13 protein-coding genes are annotated in these 17,902 nt (G+C 61.8%); 1 reads left to right on the forward strand and 12 read right to left on the reverse strand.

Translation table 11 applies throughout. The annotated features are described in order from the left end of the window. Positions 1-42: 42 nt before the first annotated feature. The 5 genes from fusA to rpoB all read right to left on the reverse strand — a co-directional run bounded on the left by fusA (position 43) and on the right by rpoB (position 11,031). Complete coding sequence (gene fusA / locus M1D74_RS12035) at positions 43-2,157, reverse strand: elongation factor G (protein WP_309071295.1); 2,115 nt, start codon at positions 2,155-2,157, stop codon at positions 43-45. Positions 2,158-2,240: 83 nt separating this feature from the next. After that, entirely contained in the window at positions 2,241-2,711 is a 471-nt protein-coding gene (gene rpsG / locus M1D74_RS12040; protein WP_026545667.1) for a 30S ribosomal protein S7, read from the reverse strand. A 1-nt stretch (position 2,712) separates the two neighbouring features. Continuing rightward, positions 2,713-3,087, reverse strand: coding sequence for a 30S ribosomal protein S12 (gene rpsL / locus M1D74_RS12045; protein WP_026545668.1), 375 nt, complete (start codon positions 3,085-3,087; stop codon positions 2,713-2,715). Positions 3,088-3,454: 367 nt separating this feature from the next. After that, positions 3,455-7,348 carry a DNA-directed RNA polymerase subunit beta' gene (locus M1D74_RS12050; protein ID WP_458115452.1) on the reverse strand — a complete coding sequence of 1,298 codons (3,894 nt, stop codon included), beginning with the start codon at positions 7,346-7,348 and terminating at the stop codon, positions 3,455-3,457. A 173-nt stretch (positions 7,349-7,521) separates the two neighbouring features. Next, positions 7,522-11,031, reverse strand: coding sequence for a DNA-directed RNA polymerase subunit beta (gene rpoB, locus M1D74_RS12055; RefSeq protein WP_458115453.1), 3,510 nt, complete (start codon positions 11,029-11,031; stop codon positions 7,522-7,524). Between the two features lie 388 nt (positions 11,032-11,419). Here rpoB and M1D74_RS12060 point away from each other — a divergent pair, with 388 nt between their 5' ends. After that, positions 11,420-12,622: an acetyl-CoA C-acetyltransferase gene (locus tag M1D74_RS12060; RefSeq protein WP_458115454.1), complete on the forward strand. Its 1,203-nt coding sequence runs from the start codon at positions 11,420-11,422 to the stop codon at positions 12,620-12,622. A gap of 71 nt (positions 12,623-12,693) precedes the next feature. On the opposite strand, the gene rplL is transcribed toward M1D74_RS12060, so the two are convergent. The 7 genes from rplL to secE form a co-directional block, all read right to left on the reverse strand. Next, complete coding sequence (gene rplL, locus M1D74_RS12065) at positions 12,694-13,074, reverse strand: 50S ribosomal protein L7/L12 (RefSeq protein WP_309071930.1); 381 nt, start codon at positions 13,072-13,074, stop codon at positions 12,694-12,696. A 60-nt stretch (positions 13,075-13,134) separates the two neighbouring features. Further along, positions 13,135-13,734, reverse strand: coding sequence for a 50S ribosomal protein L10 (gene rplJ / locus M1D74_RS12070; RefSeq protein ID WP_309071929.1), 600 nt, complete (start codon positions 13,732-13,734; stop codon positions 13,135-13,137). Positions 13,735-14,005: 271 nt separating this feature from the next. Then, the gene (locus M1D74_RS12075) at positions 14,006-15,100 is read right to left on the reverse strand and encodes a GNAT family N-acetyltransferase (protein ID WP_458115455.1); all 1,095 of its coding nucleotides are present in this window, start codon (positions 15,098-15,100) and stop codon (positions 14,006-14,008) included. A gap of 123 nt (positions 15,101-15,223) precedes the next feature. Then, positions 15,224-15,931 carry a 50S ribosomal protein L1 gene (gene rplA / locus M1D74_RS12080; RefSeq protein WP_309071927.1) on the reverse strand — a complete coding sequence of 236 codons (708 nt, stop codon included), beginning with the start codon at positions 15,929-15,931 and terminating at the stop codon, positions 15,224-15,226. A 198-nt stretch (positions 15,932-16,129) separates the two neighbouring features. Then, the gene (gene rplK / locus M1D74_RS12085) at positions 16,130-16,558 is read right to left on the reverse strand and encodes a 50S ribosomal protein L11 (protein ID WP_309071926.1); all 429 of its coding nucleotides are present in this window, start codon (positions 16,556-16,558) and stop codon (positions 16,130-16,132) included. A 119-nt stretch (positions 16,559-16,677) separates the two neighbouring features. Then, positions 16,678-17,502, reverse strand: coding sequence for a transcription termination/antitermination protein NusG (nusG, locus tag M1D74_RS12090; protein WP_309071925.1), 825 nt, complete (start codon positions 17,500-17,502; stop codon positions 16,678-16,680). A 59-nt stretch (positions 17,503-17,561) separates the two neighbouring features. Then, the gene (secE, locus tag M1D74_RS12095) at positions 17,562-17,879 is read right to left on the reverse strand and encodes a preprotein translocase subunit SecE (protein ID WP_375164425.1); all 318 of its coding nucleotides are present in this window, start codon (positions 17,877-17,879) and stop codon (positions 17,562-17,564) included. Positions 17,880-17,902 lie beyond the last annotated feature (23 nt).

The raw sequence follows: 17,902 nt of genomic DNA on the forward strand, positions 1-17,902 counted from the left end.
GGGCTTTTATTTTGGTGAAATTACGGTCCGGACGAGCCGGGGTTACTCTCCGCGGGTCTTCTGGATGATCTCGTCGGCTACTGCCTTCGGGACCTCAGAGTAGCTGTCGAACTGCATTGAGTAGACGGCGCGGCCCTGAGTCTTCGAGCGAAGGTCACCGATGTATCCGAACATGCCGGACAGCGGCACGTGCGCACGGATAACCTTGACACCGCTCGCGTCCTCCATGGACTGCATCTGGCCGCGGCGGGAGTTGAGGTCGCCGATCACATCACCCATGTACTCCTCGGGCGTGCGGACTTCCACCTCCATCAGCGGTTCGAGCAGCACGGGCTTTGCCATGCGGGCCGCCTCCTTGAACGCCATGCGACCGGCGATCTTGAAGGCCATTTCGGAGGAGTCAACATCGTGGTAAGCGCCGTCGAGCAGCGTTGCCTTGATGCCGACCACCGGGTACCCAGCCAGAATGCCGTCGTTGAGGGCATCCTGGATGCCGGCGTCGACACTGGGGATGTACTCACGCGGAACACGGCCACCGGTGACCTTGTTCTCGAAGGCGTACAGCTCGCCTTCGGACGTGTCCATGGGCTCGATCATGATCTGGATCTTCGCGAACTGTCCGGATCCACCCGTCTGCTTCTTGTGGGTGTAATCGTGCTTCTGGACCGTACCGCGGATGGTCTCGCGGTAGGCAACCTGAGGCTTGCCGACGTTTGCCTCAACCTTGAACTCGCGGCGCATGCGGTCCACCAGGATGTCCAGGTGGAGCTCGCCCATGCCGGCGATGATGGTCTGGCCGGTGTCCTCGTTGAGGGAAACCTGGAAGGTGGGATCCTCAGCCGAGAGCTTCTGGATAGCCGTGGACAGCTTCTCCTGGTCACCCTTGGTCTTGGGCTCGATCGCAACAGAGATGACGGGCTCCGGGAAGCTCATCGACTCGAGGACGATCTGGTCCGAAGCGTCGGACAGGGTGTCACCGGTGGTGGTGTCCTTCAGGCCGATCGCAGCGTAGATGTGTCCGGCGAAGGCTTCCTCAACAGGGATTTCCTTGTTGGCGTGCATCTGGAAGAGCTTTCCGATGCGCTCCTTCTTGCCCTTGGTGGAGTTCACAACCTGCGTGCCGGCAGTGACATGTCCGGAGTAGACCCGGATGAAGGTCAGCTGACCGAAGAACGGGTGGGTTGCGACCTTGAACGCGAGGGCCGAGAAAGGCTCCTCCGTGCTGGGCTTGCGGGTCAGCTCGGTTTCCTCGTTGCGGGGATCGTGACCAACCATGGCCGGAACGTCCAGCGGGGAGGGTAGGTAGTCGATGACAGCATCGAGCATCGGCTGCACGCCGCGGTTCTTGAACGCGGAACCACAGAGAACAGGGTAGATCTCCGAGTTGATCGTCATCTTGCGGATGCCGGCCTTGAGTTCCTCGATGGTGGGCTCTTCGCCCTCGAGGTACTTGTTCATCAGCTCGTCAGAGGACTCAGCAACGGCCTCAACCAGGGCTGCACGGTATTCCTCAGCCTTGGCCTGGAGGTCAGCGGGGATCTCCTGGACCTCGTACTTGGCGCCCATGGTCACGTCACCCTTGGAGTCACCGGGCCACACGAGTGCGCGCATGTAGAGCAGGTCGACGACGCCGACGAAGTCGTTCTCGGCACCGATCGGCAGCTGCATGACCAGCGGCTTTGCACCGAGGCGGCTGATGATCGTGTCTACGGTGAAGTAGAAGTCAGCGCCCAGCTTGTCCATCTTGTTGACGAAGCAGATGCGGGGAACTTCGTACTTGTCGGCCTGGCGCCAGACGGTCTCGGACTGGGGCTCAACGCCCTCCTTGCCGTCGAACACTGCAACTGCGCCGTCGAGGACGCGCAGTGAGCGCTCTACCTCAACGGTGAAGTCAACGTGACCGGGGGTGTCGATGATGTTGATCTGGTTCTGCTCCCAGAAGCAGGTCACCGCGGCGCTGGTGATGGTGATGCCGCGTTCCTTTTCCTGTTCCATCCAGTCAGTCGTCGAGGCGCCGTCGTGGGTCTCGCCGATCTTGTGGTTTACACCCGTGTAGAACAGGATGCGCTCGGTAGTAGTGGTCTTGCCGGCATCAATGTGGGCCATGATGCCGATATTGCGGACCTTGTTGAGGTCGGTAAGCACGTCCTGTGCCACGGTGTCTCCCTTTTCTAAGATGGAGTTCTACTGGACCGCCGGCCCCTCGCCCCGCATTACGGAGATCAGGACCGGCAGCGCGATTACCAGCGGTAGTGAGCGAAGGCCTTGTTGGACTCGGCCATCTTGTGCGTGTCTTCGCGACGCTTCACAGCGGCACCGAGACCGTTCGAAGCATCGAGGATCTCGTTCTGGAGGCGCTCGGTCATGGTCTTCTCGCGGCGAGCCTTCGAGTAACCGACCAGCCAGCGGAGGGCGAGGGCCGTGGAACGGCCCGGCTTGACCTCGACGGGCACCTGGTAGGTGGCGCCACCAACACGGCGGGAGCGAACCTCGAGGGTCGGCTTGACGTTGTCCATAGCCTTCTTGAGCGCTGCAACCGGATCTCCCCCGGTCTTGGCGCGGGCACCTTCGAGTGCACCATAGACGATGCGCTCAGCGGTGGACTTCTTGCCGTCGACGAGCACCTTGTTGATCAGCTGCGTGACCAGAGGGGAACCGTAAACGGGATCTACAACGAGCGGCCGCTTCGGGGCCGGGCCCTTACGAGGCATATTACTTCTTCTCCATCTTTGCGCCGTAGCGGCTGCGAGCCTGCTTGCGGTTCTTCACGCCCTGGGTATCCAGTGCGCCACGGACGATCTTGTAACGCACACCGGGGAGGTCCTTCACACGACCGCCGCGCACGAGCACGATGGAGTGCTCCTGGAGGTTGTGGCCGACGCCCGGGATGTAGGCAGTTACTTCGATGCCGCCGTTGAGGCGAACACGGGCAACCTTCCGCAGAGCCGAGTTCGGCTTCTTCGGGGTGGTGGTGTAAACACGGGTGCAGACACCGCGCTTCATGGGGCTGCCCTTCAGTGCGGGCGCCTTGGTCTTGGAGACCTTAGGTGACCGGCCCTTGCGGACCAGCTGGTTAATGGTAGGCACTTCTCAGTTCTCCGTATGTTGTCTTGAGATCAGATCTCTGCTGACTCCGCGCCGCACTCCCGGCACATGGCCGTGAACAACGGATCAGAGCTTGTCAGTCGCTTGGCGTGCCTACTGAGGACGTAAGCAAAACGACCGTAGGCGTGCAAAAATGTGGCATTCGTTGTACAAGTTCCCTACAACACGGAGATACGTCCGAAGAGACGCCAATCCACTGCCACACAAACAATTCCAGACAAGTCTACCAGATTGCGGCCTTCGGCTTTGCCGGCATGGTAGAGGGACGCCGGAGGGGCCCGGACTGCAGTTCGCAAACTGCGGTCCGGGCCCCTCCAAAGTCAGCAGCGTGAACTGCCTATCGGGCTACTCAGCGGAAGTCGCCCGACCCCATGTCGTAGTCATCCAGCGGGATGGCGTGGAACTCGGGGCTGAGTCCGCCGTCGACACCTGCGTAGTCGAAGTCGCTGAACGCGCTCGGACCGGTGAACAGGTTGGCCTTGGCTTCCTCGGTGGGCTCGACCGTGATCTTCGTGTAGCGGTCCAGGCCGGTACCGGCCGGGATGAGCTTACCGATGATGACGTTCTCCTTGAGGCCGAGCAGCGGATCGCTCTTGCCTTCCATGGCGGCCTGCGTGAGGACACGCGTGGTCTCCTGGAAGGAAGCGGCCGACAGCCAGGACTCGGTGGCGAGCGATGCCTTGGTGATACCCATGAGCTCGGGACGGCCTGATGCCGGCTTCTTGCCCTCGGATACCACGCGGCGGTTCTCGTCCTCGAAGCGGCGACGCTCGGCCAGCTCACCCGGGAGCAGGTCGGAATCGCCGGACTCGATGACCGTGACGCGGCGCAGCATCTGGCGGACGATGACTTCCACGTGCTTGTCGTGGATGCCTACGCCCTGGCTGCGGTATACGCGCTGCACTTCGTCCACGAGGAACTCCTGGGCCTTGCGCGGGCCGAGGATACGGAGGATCTGCTTGGGATCCACCGCACCGAAGACCAGCTGCTGGCCGACCTCGACGTGGTCGCCGTCGGCAACCAGCAGTCGTGCACGCCGCAGGACCGGGTACGCGATCTCCTCGGATCCGTCGTCCGGAGTAACCACGAGGCGCAGCTGCTTCTCTGCATCCTCGATGGTGACCCGTCCGGCAACCTCCGAGATTGGCGCGACACCCTTGGGCGTACGTGCTTCGAAGAGCTCCTGGATACGGGGCAGACCCTGGGTGATGTCTTCAGCAGAAGCAACACCACCGGTGTGGAACGTACGCATGGTCAGCTGGGTACCGGGCTCACCGATGGACTGGGCAGCGATGATGCCGACTGCCTCGCCGATGTCGACGGTCTTGCCTGTGGCCAGCGAGCGGCCGTAGCACAGTGCACAGGTACCGACGCTGGACTCACAGGTCAGGACCGAGCGGACCTTGATGTCCGTCACTCCTGCTGCGAACAGCTTGTTGATCAGCACGTCGCCGACGTCGGAACCTGCTGGAGCCAGCACCTCACCGTTGGAATCAACGACGTCGGTGGCCAGCGTGCGTGCGTAGGCCGAGTTCTCGACTTCCTCATGCAGGACGAGCTCGCCGTCGTGGTTCGGAACAGCGATGGTCACGTTCAGACCGCGCTCGGTACCGCAGTCGTCCTCGCGGACGATGACGTCCTGCGACACGTCAACGAGACGACGGGTCAGGTAACCCGAGTTCGCGGTACGCAGAGCGGTATCGGCAAGACCCTTACGGGCACCGTGGGTCGCGATGAAGTACTCCAAAACCGACAGGCCCTCGCGGTACGAGGACTTGATCGGACGGGGGATGATCTCGCCCTTCGGGTTGGCCACCAGACCACGGATACCCGCGATCTGACGAACCTGGAGCCAGTTACCACGGGCACCGGAGGAAACCATGCGGTTGATGGTGTTGTCCTTCGGCATGGCACCGCGCATGGACTCGGCGACCTCGTTGGTTGCCTTGTTCCAGATGTCGATCAGTTCCTGACGGCGCTCCTCATCAGCGATGAGGCCCTTGTCGAACTGAGCCTGGACCTTGGCAGCCTGAGTCTCGTAGCCCTCCATGATCCCGGCCTTGTTGATCGGCGCGGAGATGTCGGAGATGGCAACGGTGACGCCTGAGCGGGTTGCCCAGTAGAAGCCGGCGTCCTTCAGGTTGTCCAGCGTCGCCGCGGTGACAACCTTCGGGTAGCGCTCCGCGAGGTCGTTGACGATCGTGGAGAGCTGGCCCTTGTCCGCAACCTGCTCTACCCAGGGGTAGTCCGCAGGCAGGGTGTCATTGAAGATGACCTGCCCGAGCGAGGTTTCGATCAGAGCCGGCGTGCCTTCTTCCCAGCCCTCAGGAGCCTTGGTGTCCGGACCCGGAACGAAGTTCGGAACGCGGATCTTCACAACTGAGTTCAGGTGCAGCTCACCAGCGTCGAACGCCATGATCGCTTCAGCCGGGCTCGAGAAAACGCGCCCCTCCCCTGCCGAACCCTCACGCTTGGTGGTGAGGTGGTGCAGACCGATGATCATGTCCTGTGAGGGCAGGGTCACCGGGCGGCCGTCCGACGGCTTCAGGATGTTGTTCGAGGACAGCATCAGGATGCGCGCCTCAGCCTGGGCTTCGGGGCTCAGCGGCAGGTGCACTGCCATCTGGTCGCCGTCGAAGTCAGCGTTGAACGCACCACAGACCAGCGGGTGGAGCTGAAGCGCCTTGCCTTCAACCAGCTGCGGCTCGAATGCCTGGATACCCAGGCGGTGCAGGGTTGGTGCACGGTTCAGCAGCACGGGGTGCTCGGTGATGATCTCTTCGAGAACGTCCCAGACCTGCGGGCGGTAGCGCTCGACCATACGCTTGGCGCTCTTGATGTTCTGTGCGTGGTTGAGGTCAACCAGGCGCTTCATCACGAACGGCTTGAAGAGCTCCAGGGCCATCTGCTTGGGCAGACCACACTGGTGCAGCTTCAGCTGCGGGCCGACGACGATGACCGAACGGCCCGAGTAGTCAACGCGCTTTCCGAGGAGGTTCTGGCGGAAACGACCCTGCTTGCCCTTGAGCATGTCAGAGAGCGACTTCAGCGGGCGGTTGCCCGGTCCGGTGACCGGACGGCCGCGGCGGCCGTTGTCGAACAGGGAGTCAACAGCTTCCTGGAGCATGCGCTTCTCGTTGTTCACGATGATCTCGGGAGCCCCGAGGTCGAGCAGGCGCTTCAGGCGGTTGTTGCGGTTGATCACGCGGCGGTACAGGTCGTTCAGGTCGGAGGTCGCGAAGCGGCCACCGTCCAGCTGCACCATCGGGCGCAGTTCCGGCGGGATCACCGGTACGGCGTCGAGCACCATGCCCAGCGGGCTGTTGGTGGTGGTGAGGAACGCGTTGACGACCTTCAGGCGCTTCAGGGCGCGGGTCTTGCGCTGGCCCTTGCCGTTCTGGATGATGTCGCGCAGCAGCTCTGCCTCAGCCTGCATGTCGAAGTTCTCAAGACGCTTCTTGATGGCTTCGGCACCCATGGAGCCTTCGAAGTACAGACCGTAGCGGTCGCGCAGTTCGCGGTACAGGCCCTCATCGCCTTCGAGGTCGGCGACCTTCAGGTTCTTGAAGCGGTCCCAGACCTGCTCGAGGCGCTCGATCTCGGCGTCGGCGCGCTTGCGCACGTTCGCCATCTGGCGGTCGGCGGAGTCGCGTGCCTTCTTCTTGTCTGCAGCCTTGGCGCCTTCGCCCTCGAGACGGGCAAGCTCGTTCTCAAGGTCGCGGGCAATCGCGGCGATGTCGGAGTCACGCTGGTCGACGAGCTGCTTCTTCTCGAGGTCGTGCTCGGCCTGGAGGTTCGGCAGTTCGGCGTGGCGGTTCTCCTCGTCAACCGAGGTGATCATGTAGGCGGCGAAGTAGATGACCTTCTCGAGGTCCTTCGGTGCCAGGTCAAGGAGGTAGCCGAGGCGTGACGGAACACCCTTGAAGTACCAGATGTGCGTTACGGGAGCGGCGAGCTCGATGTGGCCCATGCGCTCACGGCGTACCTTTGCGCGGGTGACCTCAACGCCACAACGCTCACAGATGATGCCCTTGAAGCGCACGCGCTTGTACTTGCCGCAGTAGCATTCCCAGTCGCGGGAAGGACCGAAGATCTTCTCGCAGAAGAGTCCGTCCTTCTCGGGCTTGAGCGTGCGGTAGTTGATGGTTTCCGGCTTCTTGACTTCGCCGTACGACCATCCGCGGATCTCTTCCGCGGTGGCCAGGCCGATTCGCATGAGGCCGAATGAGGATTCGCTGGACATATGGTCCCTGTCTCTCTTTATTCTCTAAATTCAAAAAGTCTTATGGGGTGCGGCGAGGGTCTTGCCCTGCGCCGGACCGGTGTTCGAGGAAGCGGCCTTTAATATTCCAAGGCCGCTTGCGGCCGCCGGAATTTCGTTGGCCGCGTTCGAACACCGATTCGGCGCCTGAACGGCTAGACCTCTTCGACAGAACTCGGCTCGGCCCGTGAGAGGTCGATGCCCAGCTCTTCCGCGGCCCGGAAGACTTCTTCATCCGAGTCACGCATCTCAATCGTGGTGCCGTCGGTGGAGAGGACTTCCACGTTCAGGCACAGCGACTGCATTTCCTTGATCAGAACCTTGAAGGATTCCGGAACACCCGGTTCGGGGATGTTCTCGCCCTTGACGATGGCCTCGTACACCTTGACGCGTCCGTGGATGTCGTCCGACTTGATGGTCAGGAGTTCCTGCAGCGTGTAGGCCGCACCGTAGGCCTCGAGGGCCCACACTTCCATTTCACCGAAGCGCTGTCCGCCGAACTGTGCCTTACCGCCCAGCGGCTGCTGGGTGATCATGGAGTACGGGCCGGTGGAACGGGCGTGAATCTTGTCGTCCACCAGGTGGTGGAGCTTCAGGATGTACATGTAGCCAACGGAGATCGGATCCGGGAACGGCTCGCCGGAGCGGCCGTCGAACAGGCGGGCCTTGCCGGACTCGCCGATGAGGCGCTGTCCGTCGCGGGTCACGTTCGTGGAACCGAGCAGTCCGACGATCTCGTCCTCGGTGGCGCCGTCGAACACGGGGGTTGCGACGGTGGTCGAGGAAACCTCACGCGGAAGGTTCGGGAGGTTCTTCAGCCACTCAGGCTCGCCCTCAATCTTCCAGCCCTGCTTCGCAGCCCAGCCGAGGTGGATCTCCAGAACCTGTCCGACGTTCATACGGCCCGGAACACCCAGCGGGTTCAGGACGATATCGACGGGGGTGCCGTCCTCGAGGAACGGCATGTCCTCGATCGGGAGGATCTTGGAGATAACACCCTTGTTGCCGTGGCGGCCGGCAAGCTTGTCGCCGTCCGTGATCTTGCGCTTCTGGGCAACGTAGACGCGGACCAGCTGGTTGACGCCCGGGGGCAGCTCGTCGTCGTTGTCGCGGTCGAAGATGCGCACGCCGATGACGGTGCCCGACTCGCCGTGGGGAACCTTCAGGGAGGTGTCGCGGACCTCGCGGCTCTTCTCACCGAAGATGGCGCGCAGCAGGCGCTCCTCCGGGGTGAGTTCCGTTTCACCCTTGGGGGTAACACGGCCAACGAGGATGTCGCCGGCCTCGACCTCTGCACCGATGTGGATGATGCCGCGCTCGTCCAGGGCACCAAGGACCTCTTCGGAGACGTTCGGGATGTCACGCGTGATTTCCTCGGCACCGAGCTTGGTGTCGCGGGCGTCAACTTCGTGCTCTTCGATGTGGATCGAGGTCAGCACATCGTCGGAAACGATGCGCTGCGACAGGATGATCGCGTCCTCGAAGTTGTGGCCTTCCCAGGACATGAACGCAACGAGCATGTTCTTGCCGAGCGCCAGTTCACCCTGATCGGTGGACGGGCCGTCAGCAATGATGCTGTTGTACTCAACACGGTCGCCCTCGGCAACCAGCACGCGCTGGTTGTAGGCGTTGCCCTGGTTGGAGCGTGCGAACTTCATGATCGGGTAGTTGGTCTCGGTGCCGTCGTCGTTCAGCACCGTTACCAGGTCAGCCGAAACCTCGGAGACTACACCTGCCTTGTTGGCGGTGACTGCGTCACCGGCATCAACGGCTGCGTTCCGCTCCATGCCGGTTCCGACGAGGGGACGCTCGGAACGGAGCAGGGGCACGGCCTGACGCTGCATGTTCGCACCCATCAGGGCGCGGTTGGCGTCGTCGTGCTCCAGGAACGGGATCATCGCGGTTGCGACGGACACCATCTGGCGCGGGGAGACGTCCATGTACTCAACGTCTGCAGCCTCGACCAGAACAGGCTCGCCAGAACCACCACGGGTACGCACGAGGACCATGTCCTCTTCGAACTTGTTGTTCGCATCGAGCGGCGCGTTTGCCTGGGCAATCAGTCGCTCAACCTCGTCGTCTGCCGTGAGGTAGTCGATCTGGTCGGTGACGATGCCGTTCTCGACCTTGCGGTACGGCGTCTCGATGAACCCAAAGGTGTTGATGCGGCCGTAGGACGCGAGCGAACCGATGAGGCCGATGTTCGGGCCTTCAGGGGTCTCGATCGGGCACATACGTCCGTAGTGCGACGGGTGGACGTCACGAACTTCCATGCCTGCACGGTCACGGGACAGACCACCCGGGCCCAGCGCGGACAGACGACGCTTGTGCGTCAGGCCGGCGAGCGGGTTGTTCTGGTCCATGAACTGCGAGAGCTGGGAGGTTCCGAAGAACTCCTTGATCGCAGCAACAACCGGACGGATATTGATCAGGGTCTGCGGCGTGATCGCTTCGACGTCCTGAGTGGTCATCCGTTCGCGGACAACACGCTCCATACGTGACAGGCCGGTGCGGACCTGGTTCTCGATGAGCTCGCCGACGGCGCGGATGCGGCGGTTGCCGAAGTGGTCGATGTCATCGACCTCGACGCGCAGCTCTACGTCTTCGCCGTCGCGCTTGCCGGTCAGTGTGGTCTCGCCGGCGTGCAGGGCAACCAGGAACTTGATCATCGCGACGATGTCGTCGATGTTCAGGACCGAGGCGTCAGAGTCACCGAGGTTCTTGTCGATGCCGAGCTTGCGGTTGATCTTGTACCGGCCAACCTTAGCCAGGTCATAGCGCTTCGGGTTGAAGTACAGGTTGTCCAGCAGCGTCTTGGCGGCTTCGACCGTGGGCGGCTCTCCCGGACGGAGCTTTCGGTAGATGTCCAGCAAGGCGTCTTCCTGGGTCTCCGTTGCATCCTTCTCGAGGGTTGCACGAATGGAGTCGTACTCGCCGAAGGTCTCGAGGATCTGGCCTTCGGTCCAGCCGAGGGCCTTCAGGAGCACAGTGACCGACTGCTTGCGCTTGCGGTCGAGGCGAACGCCGACCTGGTCGCGCTTGTCGATCTCGAGCTCGAACCAGGCACCACGCGACGGGATGATCTTCGCGCTGAAGATGTCCTTGTCGCTGGTCTTGTCGGCAGCGCGCTCGAAGTAGGCACCGGGCGAACGGACAAGCTGGGAGACAACGACACGCTCGGTGCCGTTGATGACGAACGTTCCCTTTTCGGTCATCAGCGGGAAGTCGCCCATGAACACGGTCTGCTGCTTGATCTCGCCCGTGTTGTTGTTCATGAACTCGGCCTTGACATACAGGGGCGCCGCGTAGGTTGCGTCGCGGTCCTTGCACTCGGCCATGGTGTACTTGGGGTCAGCGAATTCAGGCTCCGAGAAGCTCAGGGACATGGTTCCCTGGAAGTCCTCAATCGGAGAAATCTCTTCGAAGATGTCAGCCAGGCCGGAGGTGGTGGCCACGCCGGGAATGTTCTGCTCCAGCGCCTCTTCTACGCGCGCCTTCCAGCGCTCGTTGCCGACAAGCCAGTCAAAGCTGTCTGTCTGGAGGGCGAGAAGATTGGGAACATCCAGCGGTTCGTGAATCTTTGCGAATGAAAGCCGGGGTGCGGCGCCGTCGGCGTCGACCTGGCTGGTAGCGGTTGCATTAAGTGAGGTGCTCGGGGCGACCAAGAGGGATCCTTCCACAGACCAACAGGCGTGTTCTTACGATCACTCCCCGCACCGTGAAAGGTGCCAACCTGACGCCTGCATTCGCTCACTGAACAGCCCAACGGGGGAACCGACGGGACTATCCGTTAAATGACGAATGCGTGGCAAAGCCCACCGCTATATGAAGGCTGAGGTTATGAGGGAAGACGCAAATATCTACTGTACGCGAGGGTAGCGACAATGTCCAACCGGATGTGGTATATGGGTTCTGAAGCCGAGTCGTACGTGGACAGCAGCTCAGTGAATGGCCATTAGCTGAAATTGCAGCCCACTCCGGTAAACTTGGGGACGAGACGCCGGGAGCAATCCTCCCCCTCACATTCAATGACGAAAGCGAGCACAACATCCCATGAACAGTCTTGAGCAAACCCCCCAGGACGTCGTCATCGTCGGGGGTGCGCGTACTCCCACTGGGCGGCTCAATGGCCAGTTGGCGGCTTTTACCGCGGTCGAGCTCGGAGCCTTCGCTGTGAGCGGGGCCCTGGAACGGTCCGGAGTTGCAGCCGGCGATGTGGACGCTGTCATCATGGGCCACGTAGTGCAGGCTGGGTGCGGCCAGAATCCAGCGCGCCAGACCTCCATCAAGGCAGGAATCGGTTGGGATGTTCCCACCGTCACCGTGAACAAGGTCTGCCTGTCAGGTCTCACCGCAGTGATCGACGCCGCCCGGCTGATCCGCGGCGGTGAGGCGGACGTCGTCGTCGCCGGCGGACAGGAATCGATGTCACGCGGACCCCATCTGCTGCCGGGTGTACGGCAGGGCTGGACTTACGGGACCATGCCGGCCGTTGACTCCGTTGCCCATGACGGGCTGACCGACGCCTTCGACGAGGAATCGATGGGCGCATCAACCGAACGGGGTAATGTCAGGCTGGGCATCGACCGTACGTCGCAGGATGAAGTCGCCGCCCATTCGCACCAGCGCGCAGCGGCCGCAATCGAATCCGGCGTGTTCAAGGATGAGATCGTCCCCGTGCACGTACCCCAGCGCAAGGGTGATCCCCTGGTGGTCTCCACCGATGAGGGGGTCCGGCCCAACACTACGGTGCAGACTCTTGCCAACCTGAAGCCCGCCTTTGCGAAGGACGGCACGATCACCGCGGGCAACTCCTCTCCCCTATCCGACGGCGCGGCCGCCCTTGTGCTGACTAACAGGCAGAACGCAGAGGCCAAGGGTTGGGAGATCCTTGCGGTCGTGGGGCGCCCGGGGCAGGTGGCCGGCCCTGATAACTCACTGCACTCACAGCCATCGCGCGCGATCGAGCAGGCTTTGGAACGCGCGGGGTGGACTACCGGGGACCTCGATTTCATTGAGATCAATGAGGCTTTCGGTTCAGTCGCCTGTCAGTCACTGAAGGACCTGGACCTGCCGCTTGAGAAATGCAACCTCCATGGCGGCGCGATCGCGCTGGGTCACGCCATCGGGTCATCGGGCGCCCGGCTTGCCCTTCATGCAGCGATGGAACTGCAGCGCAGGGGCACCGGCAAAGCCGCCGTTTCCCTGTGCGGCGGCGGCGGCCAGGGCGAGGCCTTGCTCCTCTACCGCGACTGATTCCTTTGTACTGACAGCAAAACAGCCCCGGAACCAAACGGTTCCGGGGCTGTTTTGGAAGTTCGAGGAACTTACTTGAGGGTGACAGTGGCGCCAGCGGCCTCGAGGGCCTCCTTGGCCTTTTCTGCCGTCTCCTTGTTTGCACCTTCGAGGACAGCCTTGGGTGCGCTGTCAACCAGGTCCTTGGCTTCCTTGAGGCCGAGGGAGGTGAGTGCGCGAACTTCCTTGATGACTGCAATCTTCTTGTCACCGGCAGCTTCGAGGACGACGTCGAAGGAGTCCTTCTCTTCCTCGGCAGCTTCGCCAGCGCCGCCACCGGCGGGGCCTGCAACTGCAACAGCAGCAGCGGTAACGTCGAAGGTCTCCTCGAACAGCTTTACGAAGTCCGAGAGCTCGATGATGGACAGTTCCTTGAAAGCTTCAATGAGCTCTTCGTTGGTGAGCTTCGCCATGGCAAAAGCATCCTTCCTGATATGGTGCGCGCGGCACCGGGAGTTTGGTGGGTGAGAGAATTACTTCTCTTCGGGGGCAGCTGCTTCTTCTGCAGCCTCGGCAGGAGCGGCATCCGCTGCAGCGGGTGCTTCCTCTGCCGCGGGAGCTTCGGCGGCTGCCGCAGGTGCAGCGTCCCCGTTCTCCTCCAACTTGATGCGCAGGGCATCGACGGTGCGGGCCAGTGCGGACATGGGTGCCTTGAGGACACCTGCAACACGGGCCAGCTGGAACTCACGCGACTCAAGAGCAGCAAGCGCGGCTACCGCCGAAGCGTCGAGGGCCTTGCCCTCGAAGTAACCGGTCTTGATGACGAGCTGTGGGTTGGTCTTCGCGAAATCCGTCAGGCTCTTTGCCGCAGCAACGGCGTCACCCTTGATGAAGGCGATTGCAGTGGGGCCGGCAAGCTGGCCATCGAACGCATCGATGCCGGCTTCCTTGGCTGCAATGCCAGTCAGGGTGTTCTTGACGACAGCGTATTTGGTCTCTGCACCCAGCGAGCGGCGCAGTTCCTTGAGCTGTGCAACGGAGAGCCCACGGTATTCGGTTAGGACAGCAGCAGTGGATTCCTTGAAATCGGTGGTGATCTCATCCACGGCCGAAACCTTTGTTGGCGTTGCCATAACCCTCCTTCCGGGGAATTGGTGCCGGTGAGCGGTTCCAATAAAAAACGCCCCGCGCAGCTGCACGGGGCGAAACCTGGTCAGAACAGAATGCTCTGCGGAAGGAATTGCTTCGTTCACCTGCGCTGGCCGCCCTTACGGGAACTTTCAGATGCACACAGCACTTCCGAACGAATTCAGGGCGTGAGTGTTCATCGACCGACGGTCTTTGGTTCTTCAAGCTTACGGGACCCGGCCGAGGCAGCCAAATCGGCCGCCCCTGCCGGTCACCTCACACGGAGCCCAGCTTCTTCTGCCACGCTGCTGTGTAACCTTCCGGGGCGAACCCCAGCTCGATATTCACGGCAAGCATGTGGTGGTTCTCCTCCGCGTTCCAGGTGTAGATGCGCTTCGCCTCGGGCCAGATGCCGACGACGGCGAGGAGGTTGGCCGCCTTGAGCCACATTCCCAGACGGTGGCCCCGATACCGGGAGAGCACCAGCGTGTCCTCCTGATAGACGGTGTCGGGTTTTTCGGCACGTCGTTCGAGGATGGTGTGGCCCACCAACCGCCCGCTTGGCCTGTGCAGCACGGCGCGGACAAGACTGCTTCCGCCTTCCCGTGCCAACCGGTGCTCGCCTTCCCGGACACGCGCACCGTCCCAGCTCTCTTCTTCCCACTCGAGTTCACCCATCGGCACATCGGTGCTCATGGTGCTGCGGAGCTGCGCATATTGCTCAAGCAGCTCCTCCGGGCAGCTATCCAGCCAGTCAACGAGTTCGTAGTCCGAGCCGGCGGTCGTCGCAGCGTCATGCGCCAACGCGTTGAGCCTTCCGTTATCCGCCTCCACCGGCAGAACACTGCAGCGGTCCACCTGGGCAAGTGCGAACCCGTGGGCGGTTGCGAAACGGGCAGCGAGTGACGCCGCTGGAAAAGCACCTGCACCTGTTGCTGGAACGAGCACATCATGGGCAGCATCAAAACCGGCTCGATGGTCCGTCCAACCCATGACCGTGTTCCGCCCCCGACGCCGCGCATGCTCCTCGACCGCAGCATACAGAGCGGAACCGAGACCGGTGCGCCGGCGGTCAGGATGAACCAGCACCGACGCGTAAGTGGTCTGAAGGTTATCGGCGAGCGGTATATCGACCACGGCTTTGCCAACTACCCCCTCGCCCTCGAACGCGAGGAACGTCGTGCGTTCCTCGTAGTCGTTCGGCCGGGAACTCTCGAAGCGCGTCTGGGCCGAATGGCAATGGTCATCATTGCCCCACACCTCACGCTCAATGAGGTTGCTCAAATCAGAAGCGGCGATGAACGGGCGGGCTTCGGGGACGTCCAGCGACTCAGGAAGCGCATACTGCTGGATGCTCACGGTAGCGGTCATAGCAAGTATCATCCGCTAGCGATTGGGAACTGTCAATCACTGGGGCCCGGTCATCGCCCGACGCCGAGCATGCAGAAGGCGGGTGCAGCAATCGCTGCACCCGCCTTTTGATCAATGAGAACCTTACGCGTCGGCCAGAACCTTGGTAACGCTCGGGTCGACCGAGATGCTCGGTCCGAAGGTGGTGGTAACCGTTGCCTTCTGGATGTAGCGGCCCTTGGAGGCGGACGGCTTCAGACGAAGCACTTCCTCCAGTGCGATCGCGTAGTTCTCAGCGAGCTTGCGGGCGTCGAAGGACACCTTGCCGATGATGAAGTGAAGGTTGGAGTGCTTGTCGACACGGAAGTCGATCTTTCCACCCTTGATGTCATTGACAGCCTTGGTGACATCCGGAGTAACGGTGCCGGTCTTCGGGTTCGGCATCAGGTTACGGGGACCGAGAACCTTACCGAGGCGGCCAACCTTGCCCATCAGATCGGGCGTGGCAACTGCTGCGTCGAAATCGACCCAGCCGCCGGCAACCTTCTCGATCATGTCATCGGAACCAACGAAGTCAGCGCCGGCAGCGATTGCTGCTTCTGCCTTCTCGCCGGTTGCGAAGACCAGAACGCGCTTGGTCTTGCCGGTGCCGTGGGGCAGGTTGACGGTGCCGCGCACCATCTGGTCTGCCTTGCGGGGGTCGACGCCGAGGCGGAAAGCCACCTCAACCGTTGCGTCGAACGACGAAGGGTTGGTTTCCTTCGCCAGGGCTACTGCCTCTACCGGCGCGTACTGCTTGTTCGCGTCGATCTTGGCGGCAGCTGCCTCATATGCTTTGCTGCGCTTTGCCATCTGCTCTTTCTCCTTATGCAGTCGTGGTCTGCGGACCGCGCTGGGCCCTGCCACAGACATCCGATGCCGGTGAGGCTCGGTGTCCTAAATGATTTATTGAGTGCCGACTTAGTCGACGGTGTTCGATTGTCGACTAGCTTGCGGGGCTTACTCCCGGCGGATCCTCGTTCCTCGGCTCCACCGTACGTAAACTCCTCGTTAGTCGACCGTGATTCCCATCGACCGGGCAGTGCCGGCAATGATCTTGGCTGCTGCCTGGACATCATTTGCGTTGAGATCTTCCATCTTCATGGTGGCGATTTCCTCAACCTGTGCCTGGGTCAGCTTGGCAACCTTGACGGTGTGCGGCGTCGCGGAACCCTTCTGAACGCCTGCAGCCTTCTTGATCAGTTCGGCAGCCGGAGGGGTCTTGGTGACGAAGGTGAACGAGCGGTCCTCGTACACCGTGATTTCAACGGGGATAACGTTTCCGCGCTGGGATTCTGTTGCGGCGTTGTATGCCTTGCAGAACTCCATGATGTTGACACCGTGCTGACCAAGCGCGGGACCGATAGGAGGAGCCGGGTTGGCGGCGCCTGCCTGGATCTGCAGCTTGATGAGGCCGGTGACCTTCTTCTTGGGGGCCATGAAAGGGTCCTTTTCTTACATTTCGTTCCTCGGGACAGGAGCGTCCCGGGGATAGTGACCGCCATGGCGTGGCGGTCGGCCGTCCGTGCCGGTTCAAAGCAACCCGGCGAGGACGAAATCTACTGGATCTTGGTTACCTGGTTGAAGGAGAGGGTAACCGGTGTCTCGCGCTCGAAGATCGAGACGAGGACCACCAACTGCTGCGATTCCGGCTTGATCTCCGAAATGGTCGCCGGGAGGGTCTCGAACGGTCCCTCGTTGACCGTCACCGACTCGCCGACCTCGAAGTTCACCAGGGTTGGCGTGGTCTGGGTACGGGCCGGCTTTCCAGCCTCCGTGCCGGTCTTCACGATGGTGTGCTCCAGCATGGAGAACACCTCATTGAGGCTCAACGGCACCGGATCATGTGCGTTTCCGACGAAGCCGGTGACGCCAGGCGTGTGGCGAACGGCGCCCCAGGACTCATCAGTGAGGTCCATGCGCACCAGGACATAGCCGGGGATACGGACGCGGTTGACGATCTTCCGCGTCGTGTTCTTGATTTCCACAACTTCTTCCATGGGCACCTGGATCTCGAAGATGAAATCTTCCATGTCCAGAGTCTGGATGCGGGTCTCGAGGTTCGCCTTCACGCGGTTCTCGTAGCCGGCGTAGGAGTGGATGACGTACCAGTCGCCCTCCTGGCGACGCAGCTTGGCCTTGAACTCGGCCACCGGGTCAACCTCGGGCTCCTGGACCTCTTCGGTATCGCTGACAGATCCCTCTTCAGCGGAATCTTCAGCCGGCTCGTCAGCTGAATCCTCGTCGAAGGAGAAGTCCTCGCTGTCCGCGGGCACAGCGGCATCAGCAGAAGCGTCTTCCGCCTCTGCTGCAGTTACCTGATCCTCGGTACCCAGATCTTCCTCGTCGGGGGTGATCTGTCGTTCGAGTTCTTGCTCGGACACCTAGCTGCCTGCTTTCTGGATTGCTGTGCTTGCTCGATACTGCCGCTGTGGGGCAGAAACTAGCTGTTGCCGCCGAAGACCCACACCGCACCGGTGCCGAACAGGAAGTCCAACCCGGTCACAATGAGCATCATGATGACCACGAACACCAAGACGGTGATGGTGAATCGGATCAGTTCCTTGCGGGTGGGTACAACCACCTTGCGCAGTTCGGCGATGATCTGCCGTACAAAAAGGATGATCCGGCCGAAGAATCCTCGCTTCGGATCCTGCTTGCCGGCGGGGCTTCCCTTGGAGCTGCTCGCAGCCGTATCGGTCACCTTCAACCTCACCAATCTTGTAGGTACCTGAGCTGGCCGCACTGACCCATCACTCATAGAGCGTTCAACGCCGCACTGCC

Source organism: Arthrobacter sp. D2-10 (assembly GCF_054161285.1).